11 protein-coding genes are annotated in these 14,541 nt (G+C 40.0%); 6 read left to right on the top strand and 5 right to left on the bottom strand.

Features of this window, described 5'->3' with window-relative positions:
- Positions 1-11: 11 nt before the first annotated feature.
- Complete coding sequence (locus FTV50_RS03535) at positions 12-4,532, top strand: translocation/assembly module TamB domain-containing protein (RefSeq protein ID WP_180023522.1); 4,521 nt, start codon at positions 12-14, stop codon at positions 4,530-4,532.
- Between the two features lie 69 nt (positions 4,533-4,601).
- Here FTV50_RS03535 and xseB read toward each other — a convergent pair whose 3' ends face one another.
- The 4 genes from xseB to FTV50_RS03555 all read right to left on the bottom strand — a co-directional run bounded on the left by xseB (position 4,602) and on the right by FTV50_RS03555 (position 8,148).
- Positions 4,602-4,796, bottom strand: coding sequence for an exodeoxyribonuclease VII small subunit (xseB, locus tag FTV50_RS03540; RefSeq protein WP_078188551.1), 195 nt, complete (start codon positions 4,794-4,796; stop codon positions 4,602-4,604).
- Positions 4,786-6,066 (bottom strand): exodeoxyribonuclease VII large subunit, encoded by a 1,281-nt coding sequence (gene xseA / locus FTV50_RS03545; protein ID WP_180023523.1) that lies wholly within the window; start codon positions 6,064-6,066, stop codon positions 4,786-4,788. The genes xseB and xseA overlap by 11 nt, the downstream gene beginning before the upstream one ends.
- A gap of 123 nt (positions 6,067-6,189) precedes the next feature.
- A complete protein-coding gene (locus FTV50_RS03550) occupies positions 6,190-7,485 on the bottom strand; it encodes a Y-family DNA polymerase (protein ID WP_078193941.1) in 1,296 nt (431 codons plus the stop codon).
- A 15-nt stretch (positions 7,486-7,500) separates the two neighbouring features.
- Positions 7,501-8,148, bottom strand: coding sequence for a LexA family transcriptional regulator (locus tag FTV50_RS03555; RefSeq protein WP_078193940.1), 648 nt, complete (start codon positions 8,146-8,148; stop codon positions 7,501-7,503).
- Between the two features lie 298 nt (positions 8,149-8,446).
- Between FTV50_RS03555 and FTV50_RS03560 the strand changes: the two genes are divergently transcribed.
- The 4 genes from FTV50_RS03560 (at position 8,447) to FTV50_RS03575 (ending at position 12,855) form a co-directional block, all read left to right on the top strand.
- Positions 8,447-8,881 carry an I78 family peptidase inhibitor gene (locus FTV50_RS03560; RefSeq protein ID WP_180004959.1) on the top strand — a complete coding sequence of 145 codons (435 nt, stop codon included), beginning with the start codon at positions 8,447-8,449 and terminating at the stop codon, positions 8,879-8,881.
- Between the two features lie 112 nt (positions 8,882-8,993).
- Entirely contained in the window at positions 8,994-9,353 is a 360-nt protein-coding gene (locus FTV50_RS03565) for a hypothetical protein (RefSeq protein WP_180023525.1), read from the top strand.
- A 296-nt stretch (positions 9,354-9,649) separates the two neighbouring features.
- On the top strand, positions 9,650-9,919 hold the full coding sequence (locus tag FTV50_RS03570; protein ID WP_078189189.1) for a hypothetical protein: 270 nt from the start codon (positions 9,650-9,652) through the stop codon (positions 9,917-9,919).
- Between the two features lie 296 nt (positions 9,920-10,215).
- A complete protein-coding gene (locus FTV50_RS03575) occupies positions 10,216-12,855 on the top strand; it encodes a bifunctional aconitate hydratase 2/2-methylisocitrate dehydratase (RefSeq protein WP_180004960.1) in 2,640 nt (879 codons plus the stop codon).
- 121 nt (positions 12,856-12,976) lie between these two features.
- Here FTV50_RS03575 and FTV50_RS03580 read toward each other — a convergent pair whose 3' ends face one another.
- Positions 12,977-14,062 carry a ParA family protein gene (locus FTV50_RS03580; RefSeq protein WP_180023526.1) on the bottom strand — a complete coding sequence of 362 codons (1,086 nt, stop codon included), beginning with the start codon at positions 14,060-14,062 and terminating at the stop codon, positions 12,977-12,979.
- A gap of 192 nt (positions 14,063-14,254) precedes the next feature.
- Between FTV50_RS03580 and FTV50_RS03585 the strand changes: the two genes are divergently transcribed.
- Complete coding sequence (locus FTV50_RS03585) at positions 14,255-14,470, top strand: hypothetical protein (RefSeq protein ID WP_180023527.1); 216 nt, start codon at positions 14,255-14,257, stop codon at positions 14,468-14,470.
- The last annotated feature ends 71 nt before the right edge of the window (positions 14,471-14,541 follow it).

Raw genomic sequence — 14,541 nt, forward strand, 5'->3', positions numbered from 1 at the left:
ATGTGTTTTTTATGACTGAACAAGAACAGCAAGAACCAGAAAACGAAACGCCGGTAGAGCAACTGCCGAAGAAGCGTCGTATTCTTCGAAGTGTCATTTTGACCTTCGTGTTCGTGCTTATCTTTTTGGTGGCTGCATTGGCGGTCATGTTCTCTACAGACAAAGGCAGTAAGTTTTTACTTGACCGTGTTCTGGAACGTCAGCAAATCATTCACTATGAATATGAAGGTGGTAACCTTTGGCGGGGCATTATTTTACGAAATGTCCTCGTTACGCTAAAACCTGTCGATGTAAAAATTGACCGTGCCGATATTACACTCGGTTGGCGCGCCATTATTAATAAAGAAATTCATTTAAATAAAGCAGATGTTAAAAATCTGCAAATTATTACCAAGACCCAACCTAGCGATAAACCTTTTGCATTTAGTGAAATCCGTCTGCCGTTCGTACTTCGTGTCGATCATGCAGATTTAGATCATATGTTGATTAAAACGCATAGTTCAGGTGTGGATTTTTATGACATTGAATTAAATGAAGCGCTTTGGTCAGGGACGGAATTAAAATTCGAAGATACCCGTATGGATATGGGGTATTTGTCTGTGCGCCAAGCGTCTGGGAATATGAAGTTTGAAGACAAGTATCCGCTAAATGCTGTGGGGATTGTCAATTTACCTTCACTACGTGAAAGCTTGAATATTCATGATATTCAAGTGGTGGCTAAAGGATCTCTTGATACGATTCAAGCTGGTGTGGCAACTCATACCCCAGATCTTTTAACTGGTTGGGCTGTGGTTCATCCAATGCGTCCACATGTTCCAATGTTTGGTGCACTCAAATTTAAAAACTATCATTTACCGTTACTGACTGAGCAAAAGCTCTTTGCTAAAAATGGTCTGGCAAAATTCAATGGGGATATTCAGCGTCTCAATTTAGATTTAGACACGGACCTGAGCGGGGCCAATATTCCTGAAGGTAAATATACTGCGCTCATGAGTACGGACTTGGTCAATCAACTTGATATTACTAACCTAAATGGTCAAGTGATGGGCGGCGCTGTCAATTTGGGCGGCGTGGTGAGTTGGAAAGATCAGGTCACTTGGGATGTAAGCGGTCGTTTAGATAAAATTAATCCAAAACATAAGTTGATTCCGCAGGTGGTTCAAGATTTTCTACCTGTGAGTTTAAATAGTAAGATTGCTTCTAAAGGGACCCTTGAAAAAGGCATGCACCTGACGGCGTTGGTGGATTTTGATCAATATGAAACTTGGAATTTAAAACTCGATCAAGCGCCTGCTAAAAATAATAAAGCTCAGCCGATGCTGATGGATGTGTCTTGGAAAAATATAGACCGTGCAGTGCCATATGTTGGATGGTTGAGTAGTGATTCGGGCAATGTGCAATTGGCGCTTACAGAAGGTCAGCAGAACATTAATGTGGCGACCACAGTGTCACGACATGAAAAAGGTGCTCTGCCTGCTGGACAATATCAAGCCAAATTGAATCTGAAAAATAACAATCTCAATGTCCCTGCCTTTAGTTATGTGGCCGACAAAGGTCAGCTCAAAGGTAACGCAGTTGTAGAATTGCCTGATCAAAAACGTATGCTGAAATGGCAAGCCAATGTACAAGCACAGCAGTTCAATCCACAAACCATCGTGGCTGCTGCGCCTGTCGATCAAATTACAGGGGCATTAAAAGCCAATGGTTATGCAAAACCAAATCAACAGATTATTCAGCTGAATAATATTGATTTGTTAGGCCGACTAGCACAGCAAAATGAAACGGTTCATTTAACAGGTCAATCTACTGCTGCGCTGACTTTCCATGATGAGAAACAAGGTGGAGGCTTTAAAGCTTTTGCTGTGAATTATGATGGTGGCCTCAATGCAAGCCAAGTTGCCGCAAGTAAAGGCAGTTTGATTTTCAAAGTATCGGGTACACCTGAATTAATTAAAATAGCCGAGCTGCGTCATGATGGCGTGGCAGGTAAAATTTCTGCCAATGGACAAGTTTTACTACAAAAAGCCATTGGTTGGGATATTAATGCATCACTGGTGCATTTTAAGCCGCATTATTTTGCCTCAAATGTACGGGGTGAATTATCTGGAAATTTAAAAACCAGTGGTGTGTGGTCAGATGCGCTAAAACGTATTCAAATTGAACGTCTGAATTTGGCAGGTATGATCAATAACAAACCTGTCCGTGGTCAAGGTAACTTGGCGATGGTGATTAATTCAAATCAATCCGGCTTTATGCCAAAACAGTTTGAAGCGAATAATTTGCTGTTGGCTTATGCCAATAACCAAATTCAAGCCACTGGTAATGCACAAAATTTACAATTGAAAATTAATGCACCAGCGTTATATGAAATTTATGCAGGCCTACGTGGACGTGCTTATGGCTACTTAAATGTTCAAGCACAGCCACGACTGCAAGCATCTGCCAATATCGCAATAGATAATTTTGCTTTTAATAATTTATTCAGTGTGAAAAAAATACGGGTGCAAGGCGAGTTGCCAACTTCTGCGACTTCACCAAGTTTATTAACGGCAACGATGGATAATTTACGCAGTAACAACCGTGAGATTGTAAAAGGTCAAATTTCACTGGCCGGTACACGTAATGCGCATTTATTAAAAGTCAGTGCTGAAAATAAATTATCAAAATTTTATGTGCAGTTAGCTGGTGGTTTTAACGCACAAAATAATTGGCTTGGTCAGATTCAAAAAGGCGATTTTGACTCCTTGCGTACACGTCTTGTGCAGCGTCAAAATGCATCGATTATTTACAACACTGCACAGTCTGACTTATTTGTTGGCGCGCATTGTTGGATGAGTCAGCAAAGTGAATTATGTTTTGATCAGCCGATTCGTGTGAATAAAAACCGCGGCAATGTATCCTTTGTGACAAAGAACCTAGACTTAAATGATTTTGCAGCATTTATGCCTGAAGGCCTGGCGATTACGGGTAAAGTGAATGGTTATGCGAAAGCGTCTTGGGCGAAAGGTGCAAAACCTAAAATTGATGCACGATTAGTAACTCGTGACGGTTTACTCGGTTTAGCAGCGGAAGACCCACAGTATTTAGCATCCACTTTAAAATATGATGAAGTAGGTTTGATTGCGAAAAGTGTCGCTGAAGGGCTACAAATTCGACTCGATACCAAAGCTCCTGATATTGGTACAGGTTATGCCAATATTATTATTGACCCGTATAAAACCAACAAACCGATCCGTGGTGAAGTGGCCTTTAACCAAGTTCAATTGAAAATCTTAAAACCATTTATACAAGATGTCCGTTCAATGGGCGGTACGTTGTCTTATGCGGCAAAAATTAGCGGAACATTGTCTCAGCCTTTAATGGATGGTGAGATTCGAGTGAAAAATGGCTCGATTAGCATGATTTCATTGCCTGTGAACTTGACCAATATTCAGTTGTATTCTGCTGTGCGTCAAAACCACGCGACGATTGATGGTGCATTTAACAGTGGTCGTGGTGTGGGCAAATTAACCGGAAATATTGACTGGAAAAATGATCCACGTATCCAGTTGAATTTAACGGGTAATGAAATGTTGGTCCGTCAAGCGCCATTGATCACCGCTGTTGTAACGCCTGATTTATCTTTAGATGTGCTGCCTTTCAGTAAGAAATTAACCTTAAAAGGTAAAATTGATGTGCCGCGCGCATTGATTTCGATGCCAGAATCGTCTGCAACAGTGGTTGGGGTATCTTCAGATGTACGTGTGGTACATGAAGGTGATAATCAACTTGAAATCTTAAAATCAGCACGTCCTTGGGATATTCGCGCTGACGTACAGGTAAATATTGGTAATCAAGTGATTTTCCAAGGTTTTGATAGCCGAATTCCGTTGATTGGTCGTTTGAATTTGACACAACGTGGTTTAGAAACAGCAATGCGTGCCAATGGTGCAATCGGTGTTTCTCAGCGTGTGAAAATCGAAGCTTATGGTCAAAGTCTGGACTTGAACCGTGCGATTGCCCGTTTTAATGGACCATTGGCGAACCCTACTTTAGATATTGATGCCAATAAAGCCGTGCAAGGCAGTACTGTTGGTGTTCGTGTGACAGGTACAGCATCAAGCCCTGCAATTCAGGTGTATAACGATGCAGGTCTATCTGAACAAGAAGCCTTAAATGCCTTAATTACAGGTCGTATCAATGAAGGAAGTTCAGGTTTAAGTCAGGCGGAAGGTTTCCGTTCTGATGTGAACAACACGATTGCTGCAGCCGGTATTAGTATGGGCTTGGGTGGTACACGTGCATTGACCAATCAAATTGGTCGTACATTTGGTCTGAGTGGTTTGGCATTAGATGCTCAAGGAACAGGAGATGATACTCAGGTTTCTGTGACGGGTTATATCACACCTGACTTATTCATTCGTTATGGTGTCGGGGTATTTACACCAGTGAATAAACTGACCTTACGTTATCAAATGAATCAACGTTTGTACTTGGAAGCGAGTCAGTCTTTAGAGCGTGCAATCGACTTGTTCTATAACTGGCGCTTCTAAGTGAAGCAAAATTTGAGCAAAAAAAACGCAGCTTAGGCTGCGTTTTTTTGCAAATGATGAGCTGAGAAATCAATCTTTAAACGTATCATTCAGTGCCTGTTGTACTGCTTCAACACGGGTCTTGCAGGCTTTATAGGCTTGCATCGATTCTTCAACGATTTTCATAAGATTATCAATATCGGGTTCTTGCTGAGATTCGAGTAATTCAGCATTACGTTTTAAAACTTCATAGCCTTCTTTAAAACTTAGAGTATCAGTCGTCATGATTTTTTACCTGTATATGTTGAATGTCAGCCGTGATGATGCCGTCTTGCATTTCAATTTCAATCGGCGAATGCGCTGAAGGCTGAAGATTTTTAGTTGCGCGAATGGCGTGACCTTGCTGCCGCACGATGGCATAACCTTTGGAGAGCACATGTGCAGGGTTTTGCAGCAAAGTCTCACGCATGAGTATTTCAATATTCTGTGCAGCTGTTTTAAGTTGTAACTGAGCAAAATAAGCAGTGTTATCTTGGTATTGTTGTAATAGCTGAGTTGAGTCATTGATTTGACTCTGTGCCAAGGTCTTTATGACTTGTAGTAACTGATCATTTTGACTTTGATATAGAGCAATTTGATGTTGTGAGCGTAGTTGAATGCTTTGCAATGCCTCTAAAACTTCCTGAGTTCGCTCAACAATATGATTACGAATCCCCCCAATCACTTTACTCGGGGTGTCGAAAGAGCGATGTGCAATTTCATCTAAGATTGTGCGGTCTTTTTCATGGCCGATACCGACCCAAATTGGCACGCTACGCTTAGATAAAAGTGCAGCCAAATCATAATCATTCAGATAAGCAAGATCGTTAACAGCACCGCCACCACGAATAATCACGATCAAATCTGGCGCAGTTTGAAATTCATTGGCCCATTGTCTTAAACCCAGTGCCAATGCATCTCGGATACTTTGTGCTGCGGTATTTCCTTGAAAGGTTGCAGCATGATAGACAAATTCACACACACCAGCATGTTGTAGTGCATCTGCATCTTTTTTAAAGTCACCTAAGCCTGCTGCATTTTCAGGTGCGATAACCAAGACATGCTGAATATCAAATGGCGTAGGCAAGTTTCGATTTTTATGAATCAGACCTTCGCTGGTGAGTTTCTCTAAAATTTGTTGATAACGTCGAGCCAGATCACCCAAAGTAAAACTCGAATCAATTTCTTCGATATTGACTGAAAAGCCGTACTGCGGGTCAAATTTGGCACGCACTTTAACCAAGACATTTAAGTCACGACTGAGCTCAATACCGCTTTCACGTTCAAATTTTCCGACAACTTTATTTGCAGTAAATTTCCAAATTGTGGCCTTACAACTGGCAATGACTCTATCACTTTCTTGTTCTTTTTCAGCTAATTCGAGATAGTAATGTCCACCTTTGATGTTTAAATTTCGAATCTCGGCTTTGACCCACACGGCATCATCAAAAGCCAATTGAATGACTTCTTTGACCGCAGATAGGTATTCGCTCAGCGTTAATTGAACATCAGACATAATTTAAAATAGGAGAATATAAAAATGAATATTCATTTAAATACTAAATAAATATTCAGCAATTGCAAATGATCATTTCGGTTAAAACAATAGAAGGACTAAGCGGCGCTACAACATAGTGTTTCATTTCACACGAAGCAGTTCGTTCCAATTACTCAGGTAAGCGGGGGAACACAGATTTTTTTTCATCCGCCATGTTGCAGCATCGTCCTGCGCTAAGCCGATCGAGACAAAATGATGCCCAAATTTTTTTTGAATATCGTCGATGGTGTCGGACAGTTTCAAACGGCTTTGTCTTAACGCCATATCGCAAAACAAATCTGGGGTAAAGTTTTGTTTTGGAATGATTTCTAATAACACCACACCGGCTTTTTTATATTTAAATCCCGCTTTAAAGATTTTTTCGGCGGCACGCGTTGCTGCTTGGGTGATACTAATTAAGTCATCGGTATGCTCATTCAGTGTAATGGCCAGATAAGGTGCGTATTTTTCAGTAGAATTAAAGCGACTCGTTTGAATAAACACTCCCACCATACGACATAGAGAATGATCTGCTCTTAAACGTGTGACGGCTCGCGCGATATATACACGAATAGAGGCTTTAATATCTTCCAGTTCGTAGACTGGCTGACCATAGGAACGACTACTGATAATTTGCTGTTTGCTCGGTGCTTCTTCTTCAATAGACAGACAAGATAGACCTTGCAGTTCCAAGACGGTTTTTTCCATCACTACACTAAATTTTTTTCGAATATCTTTAGGCTGTGCATTGATCAGATCTAAAACATAATGAATGCCAAGCTGATTCAGGGCTTTTGTATGATTGCGACCCACGCCCCAAACTTCATTGACTGGTGTCTGCGCAAGGAGTTGTTCTGAGGAACAAGGGTCCATTTCAACTAAATTGCACACACCGTTCAAATAAGCATTTTTTTTGGCAAAATGGTTGGCCATTTTGGCTTCCGTTTTAGAGCGACCAATCCCGACACAGCAGGTTAAACCTAGCCATTTTAGGATCGTATCTCGTATTTCTTTGGCATATAGGCTCAAATCAAACAGTTCTTGATAGGCAGTGAAATCTAAAAAACACTCATCGATCGAGTAAACTTCACGGTCTTCGGGGCCGACATACAGGCCTAAAATATTCATAAATCGATTAGACATTTCGGTGTAGAGAGCATAGTTACTCGACAACACCTGAACATGATGCTGTTGGATTAAATCCTGAATTTGATAGACCGGCACAGCCATTTTAATACCGAGGTCTTTGGCTTCCTGACTTCGAGATACAACACAGCCATCGTTATTGGACAGCACGACGACAGGGACATTATTGAGCTTTGGGTTAAAGACACGCTCACAACTGACGTAGCAGTTGTTAAGGTCAACTAACGCAAATATTTTATTTGCAGCTTTCATGGTGAATTCTTGTGTTTAGGTGTGTGATGAGCGCTTATAAAATTGCTTTAAATTAAAGGTCACAACACCCTGAACGACGATAGATTCGCTATCTGAAGGGATAATATGCGCATAGGCTGGATTTTCTGCTTTTAGCCAAATTTTGGGTAAGACTTTATTGGGGTCACCAAAAATGTCGGCAATTTCTTCTTTTGACATTTTTGCGGTGATCATCAATCGCTTTAAGGTGATTTCACGATTATCAATCAGTGCAACCACGATATCGCCATGTTTGGCTTCTAAGCTACGATCGACTAAAAAAGTATCATTAATTTCAAAGCCGGCGTTGAGTAAAGACTCGCTATCGACATGCGCAATAAATGTAGCGAGCGGGTTAATTACCAAATAATCATTTAGGTCTAAGACTTTTTCAAAAACATCTTTATTGGCGAAAGCTGGGCCAGCAGGAATACGTTCCAAGGCAACGGGAAGTTCAATACGGGTATTTTTCTGAACAGGCTGAACATTGAGCGAAGAATCCAAAAATGGATCCATAGATAGTTCTTGAGATTGCCTTTCAAGCAGGGCATTGATGGTGGGACTGGGTTTGCCATCTGCGCCCATGAGCTGTTGCAAAGACGACCAAGCTTCGTCCGAAAAATAAATCGGCAGTTTTTTTGACATATTTTGCTCCTACGCAACGTGGCGTGTTTGAAGAAAAGTACTTTTTTAGCATACGCGTTGAGCAGGTCATTTTTCAAATTTATAAAACCTTTAAAATCAAAGCTGCGACAAGTTTAGTCGTTTTAAATATTGCAAAAATCATCATCAGTTCAAAGAAAATGACGTTCTGTATTTTGAACATAGGGCACATTGCTGCCTAATTACAGAAAGTGGAATGACAACTAAAAATTTCAATAAACAACTCGTTTATTTGGCACAAACTTGATAAGTTAAATTTTTATATTCAGAAATAGACATGATGAAAAATATATGGATTTTAGCTGCACTGACAGCATTTATGGCGGGTTGTAGTACAACACAGCAAACTGAAACGACACCAGAAAAAATTGGTATGGCAAATCCAGCCAGCCAGTATTGTGTAGAACAAAAAGGTAAACTTGAAATTCGTGATGAAGCAAATGCTCAGGTCGGGTATTGCCATCTGCCAAACGGACAAGTGGTTGAAGAGTGGGCATTATTCCGTAGTAGCCAAACTGAATGTGTAGCTGATAAGGCTAAGACGCTGATTGGCCAAGCAAAATTGACTGAAGATCAGATCAAGGCGATTAGCCAAGCTCAAATTGTCCGTTTAGTAAAACCTGGGCAGCCAGTAACAATGGATTATCGTGTAGAGCGCGTCACCGTCACTGTAAATCCAATCAATAAAAAGATTATTCAAGCAACTTGTGGTTAATTCAAACGCATAAAAAAGGCCCGAAAGGGCTTTTTTTGTTTGTTCGGCTACGACTAATTTAAATGACAAATCCATTACGATCTTTTATATTGCCCCTCGTAAGGAGAAGTTCATGAAAAAGTTATTTGCTTTATCCGTTATGGTGGCTTTGGTCGGCTGTGCTGAAAAAAAACCATTAACCCCTGAAGAGCAGTGGCAGGGTTACTGCCGCAGTGTAGGTAATGCTGCACGTACGATTATGTTAGATCGTCAAAATGCAATTGAAAAAGACAAAGCAGTTGGGCATGCCAACAAAATTGAGGATGAAACCACCAAAGGATTTATCCTGAACATCATTGATGAAGTTTATGCCTTGCCGCAAGCTGAGATTAATACTGATGTTGAAAAAGCACGTGAAAAAATTCGTGCTGAGTTTACTGAAAAATGTATCGCAACACCGCATACCGAAATGCCAGATTATAAACCGTTCTAAGGAACGGTTTTTTATGCGAGAAAGCGCGTAAAGCAAAACCTAAAGGCTCTATTCAGCAGTGAGTAGTTACAACGGGGCAACTATCCGTTGTTTAGCCATATGATGGAGTTCATGCTTATTTTGCGAATGCATATTTATCTTCGGGTTACTTTGAATATGAGATGCTTAAAGATTTTAAAATAGCCTAAGCAGAGCGGAATACAAATTGTGACAACTTGCTAAATCATAAATATAGAAAAGCAAATCTTTTTAATGAATAATGAAATGGAGAATAAAAAACAGTAGAGGAGCAGAATATGGACGTTATAGGTTATATGCATCACTCAGATCTACTCCTAGAAGATGAACAAGGCGTAGCAATTATCGGTGGTGGGAACTACGTGCTCAGCATTGGAGATAAAGTCACATTACGCCAAAAAGTAGATGAATTTTCTCAACGCTATTTGGTCGATATCAGCTTTGCAAGTAATCAACATCAAACCACATGTCAGGACGAATGGTGCCTCAGATTTACAGGCGATCGAGCAGAACTTCAGCAATATATCACTGCAACCACTGTCCACTAAGGTGGAATATCCAATACCAATAAAAACAGGCAACATTTAGTTGCCTTTTTTTGATGGTTAATTTTAGTCAAAAGTTAATATATGCAAGAAAAGCGTGTTCTAAGTATTGATTTTGCTTAATGTATAAACGATATGAGGATCATTTATTTATAAAATAACGGGCATCACGAAGAAACACTTGTAGTGCATTAACTTTTAACTGGAATTTTAGTAAAATTTAGCAGTCCATATTATTTGCGTAGCTTTATTTAAAGCAGGAATGCGTAAATAATTTTTTAAAAAAGAGGAATAACACCGTGCTAGAAGCTTACCGCCAACACGTTGAAGAACGTGCCGCACTCGGAGTCCCACCGAAGCCACTTGACGATGCTCAAACAGCTGCATTAGTTGAATTATTAAAAAACCCACCAGCTGGCGAAGAAGCATTTTTAGTTGATTTACTAGAAAACCGTGTTCCAGCGGGTGTTGACCAAGCTGCATACGTTAAAGCTGCTTTCTTAGCTGCTTTGGCAAAAGGTGAAGCGACTTCTCCACTAGTAACTAAAGAACGTGCGGTTTACCTACTAGGTACTATGCTTGGTGGTTATAACGTTGCTCCTTTAGTTGCACTTCTTGATGATGCAGAGCTTGGTGAATTAGCTGCTGACGCACTTAAGAAAACTCTTCTTGTATTTGATGCCTTCCACGACGTTGCTGATAAAGCAAAAGCGGGCAATGCGAATGCACAAGCAGTTATGCAATCTTGGGCAGATGCTGAATGGTTCACTAGCCGTAAAGACGTTCCTGAAGAAATCAAACTTACAGTTTTCAAAGTAACTGGCGAAACGAACACAGACGACTTGTCACCTGCACAAGACGCGTGGAGCCGTCCAGACATTCCGTTACATGCTAACGCAATGCTTAAAAACGTACGTGACGGTATCAATCCAGAAGTTCCTGGCGAAGTTGGTCCACTTAGCCAAATCAAAGAGCTTATCGCGAAAGGCAACCAAGTTGCTTACGTAGGTGACGTTGTTGGTACTGGTTCTTCTCGTAAGTCAGCAACTAACTCTGTACTTTGGTTCTTTGGTGACGAAATTGCTCACATTCCGAACAAAAAAGATGGTGGTTATTGCTTAGGTTCTAAAATCGCTCCGATTTTCTTCAACACTATGGAAGATGCTGGTGCATTGCCAGTAGAAATCGATGTTCAAAACATGAACATGGGCGACGAAATCACGCTTAAAATCGACCACGCTGCTGCTAAAGTAACTGCGTTCAAAGACGGCGTTCAAATCGCTGAATCTGAACTTAAAACTCCAGTTCTTTTAGATGAAGTACGTGCTGGTGGCCGTATCAACCTTATCGTTGGTCGTGGTTTAACAACTAAAGCTCGTGAAGCTCTTGGTCTTGCACCTTCAACTTTATTCCGTACTCCAGTTCAACCTGCAGCTACTGGTAAAGGCTTCACTCAAGCTCAAAAAATGGTTGGTCGCGCTTGTGGTCTTCCTGAAGGTCAAGGTGTACTTCCAGGTACTTACTGTGAACCTAAGATGACTACTGTTGGTTCTCAAGATACAACAGGTCCAATGACTCGTGACGAACTTAAAGATCTTGCTTGCCTAGGCTTCTCTGCTGACCTAGTTATGCAATCTTTCTGTCATACAGCTGCGTATCCAAAACCAGTTGACGTTCAAATGCAGCACACGCTTCCTGATTTCATCATGAACCGTGGCGGTGTTTCTCTACGTCCAGGCGATGGTATTATCCACTCTTGGTTAAACCGTATGCTTCTTCCAGATACAGTTGGTACTGGTGGTGACTCGCATACTCGTTTCCCAATCGGTATTTCATTCCCAGCGGGTTCTGGTCTTGTAGCGTTTGCTGCTGCAACTGGCGTTATGCCACTAGACATGCCTGAGTCTGTTCTTGTTAAGTTCAAAGGTAAAATGCAACCTGGTATCACTCTACGTGACCTAGTACATGCGATTCCTTACGTTGCGATCCAAGAAGGCGACTTAACTGTAGAGAAAAAAGGTAAGAAAAACATCTTCTCTGGCCGTATCCTTGAGATCGACCTTACAGAAATGGAAACGGACCTTACTGTTGAGCAAGCGTTCGAACTTTCTGACGCATCTGCTGAACGTTCAGCTGCTGGTTGTTCTATCACGCTTTCTGAAGAGAAAGTTGCTGAATACCTTAAATCAAACATTACTATGTTGAAATGGATGATTTCTGAAGGTTATGGCGATGCTCGTACTATGGCGCGCCGTGTAGAAAACATGGAGAAATGGTTAGCGAACCCAAGCCTAATCAAAGCAGATCCAGATGCTGAATACACTAAAGTGTATGAAATTGACCTTTCTACAATTACTGAACCAGTTCTTTGCTGCCCGAACGACCCAGATGACGCTAAATTGCTTTCTGACGTTGCTGGTACAAAAATTGACGAAGTATTCGTTGGTTCATGTATGACTAACATTGGTCACTTCCGTGCGGCTGGTAAACTTCTAGACAAAGTTCCTGGTGGTTCTTTATCTACTCGTCTATGGTTGGCTCCTCCAACTCGTATGGACGAACGTCAATTGATGGAAGAAGGTTTCTACAACATCTATGGTAAAGCTGGCGCTCGTACAGAAATGCCAGGTTGTTCATTATGTATGGGTAACCAAGCACGTGTAGCTCCGAACACTACTTGTGTATCGACTTCTACTCGTAACTTCCCGAACCGTTTAGGTCAAGGCGCAAACGTTTACTTAGCTTCTGCTGAGCTTGCTTCTGTTGCTGCTGTACTTGGTAAATTACCAACTCCAGCTGAGTACCAAGAATACGCAGCTCAAATTGATAGCATGTCTGCAGACATCTACCAATACTTAAGCTTCGACAAAATGGGCGACTATACTGACGCTGCTAAAGACGTTGATACTAAGAAAATTGCTGCTGCTCAATTGTCTTAATGAGCTAGGATAAAGAAAAGCCGAAAGGCTTTTCCCTAGCGCAAGAGCAAATCTATGATTTACTTGAAAAATTAAGCGTTAAGCAATATAAGATGAGGGCTGAGTAATCAGCCCTTATTTTTTATACTAACTGTAATATATTTTCTGCTAATTTTTTAAATATCGAATCAAAATTATCTCGGCTTTCTTCCATTGTCTGAAGGATGATGCCACTTTGTTCAATTTGTTCTTCTGTCAAGCAAAAAATAGGTACATTGTGCTTTTGGGATTGTGCAATTAAGGAGTTAAAATCGGGGATGTTACTTAGGTTGTATAGATCTAAGTTCATTACTTGTTCATTTAAATGATCTTGAAATAAATCATTATTCGATTGAACTGGTATATTTTCTAACTTAATACTACGTAACTTTTGTTGGTCTACAATCATATTGTATTTAGTTAAAACAGGAACTAATTTTTCATTCACAGTATGGTTGATACTATCAATCCAATCTTGAAATGATCGACTTGGTGTTTGATTTTTTGGTCTATATTTTTGGGATAAAATCCCTAAAAATTTGGGAGGTTCAGAGGGGATAGGGTAATCCAATGTCTCATCTCTAAAATAATCCATTTGTTTATTCCATTCAGGGATAACTTTGGATAGAGATTCAATAGCTTGAACACAGAAAAAATCGGGAGATGTTGGGACAATAAAGTAGTCACTGGACATTAGTAGGCATTGATTTAATGCTCCAACACTTGGACTCATATCAACTAATATATAGTCAAAGTTTAAATCATTACCAGTTTTTCTTAATAGGTGATTTAGGCTACCTGGTATATTTTTGATTGCAGGTATTGCTGTACTCGTTGTTAATGCAACACTGATTTGTGTTTCAATATTGGATAATCCTAAATTACCACAATATAAAAATAAATTTGGATTGGCTGTTTCGGTTGGTTTTCCGCTAGAGATACCAGATAAACTGCCTGTCATTACAGGTGAAAGACCACTTACAATATCACATCCTAAGTTTTGACGATAAAATGCGCCTATATCTTCGATTGAGTCGTAGTCTAGTACTAAAGATGTAAGATTACATTGTGGGTCAGCATCAACAATTAATGTTTTGTAACCGAGTTGTGCTAATTTCCAGCCTAAATTAAAGGTAGTTGTTGTTTTACTTACACCGCCTTTATGATTAAATAATGAAATTATTTTCAAAGTATTTTTCTCTTAGAATAAAGCTTAAATTATTAACATATTTAAATGTTTGTTCAAGTTGGAATTAATATATTTATCCATATAGTTTTTTAATTTAATTAAAAGCATTAACTTATTATTTTAATAAGATAAGTTTAATATACTTGATATATGATTTACTATTGGGTATAGAAAATAATTTTTTGATCTAAAATGCCCAAACAATCCCGCTTTCTCTGCATCGGTGGTTTCCTTAACGGAACTCAAGTCAAAGACCAAGGCGACAGCTTTGTCTGCGTCGAAAAAGGTAAAAACGTGACCTATACGAAAAAAGAAATTTTCCATCCTGAAGCTTGGGATCACGATTACTACGTCTGTGAAACTACCAGTGATAAAGAGGCGCATAACTGGGTATTCGACATAAAATAATATCTCAAAAATCTTTATATTCAGTCATAAATAACCAATGCTCAGCACATCACATACGCTGAGCATTTTTA

The organism is Acinetobacter sp. YH1901134 (genome assembly GCF_013416965.1).
Classification (GTDB): Bacteria; Pseudomonadota; Gammaproteobacteria; order Pseudomonadales; family Moraxellaceae; genus Acinetobacter; species Acinetobacter amyesii.

Coding starts and splice junctions, on each gene's coding strand:
- FTV50_RS03535 (WP_180023522.1), top strand. CDS start 12: ATGACTGAACAAGAACAGCAAGAACCAGAAAACGAAACGCCGGTAGAG.
- xseB (WP_078188551.1), bottom strand. CDS start 4,796: ATGACGACTGATACTCTAAGTTTTAAAGAAGGCTATGAAGTTTTAAAA.
- FTV50_RS03565 (WP_180023525.1), top strand. CDS start 8,994: ATGAAAAAGTTATTTGCTTTATCCGTTATGGTGGCTTTGGTCGGCTGT.
- FTV50_RS03585 (WP_180023527.1), top strand. CDS start 14,255: ATGCCCAAACAATCCCGCTTTCTCTGCATCGGTGGTTTCCTTAACGGA.
- FTV50_RS03555 (WP_078193940.1), bottom strand. CDS start 8,148: ATGTCAAAAAAACTGCCGATTTATTTTTCGGACGAAGCTTGGTCGTCT.
- FTV50_RS03560 (WP_180004959.1), top strand. CDS start 8,447: ATGAAAAATATATGGATTTTAGCTGCACTGACAGCATTTATGGCGGGT.
- FTV50_RS03570 (WP_078189189.1), top strand. CDS start 9,650: ATGGACGTTATAGGTTATATGCATCACTCAGATCTACTCCTAGAAGAT.
- xseA (WP_180023523.1), bottom strand. CDS start 6,066: ATGTCTGATGTTCAATTAACGCTGAGCGAATACCTATCTGCGGTCAAA.
- FTV50_RS03550 (WP_078193941.1), bottom strand. CDS start 7,485: ATGAAAGCTGCAAATAAAATATTTGCGTTAGTTGACCTTAACAACTGC.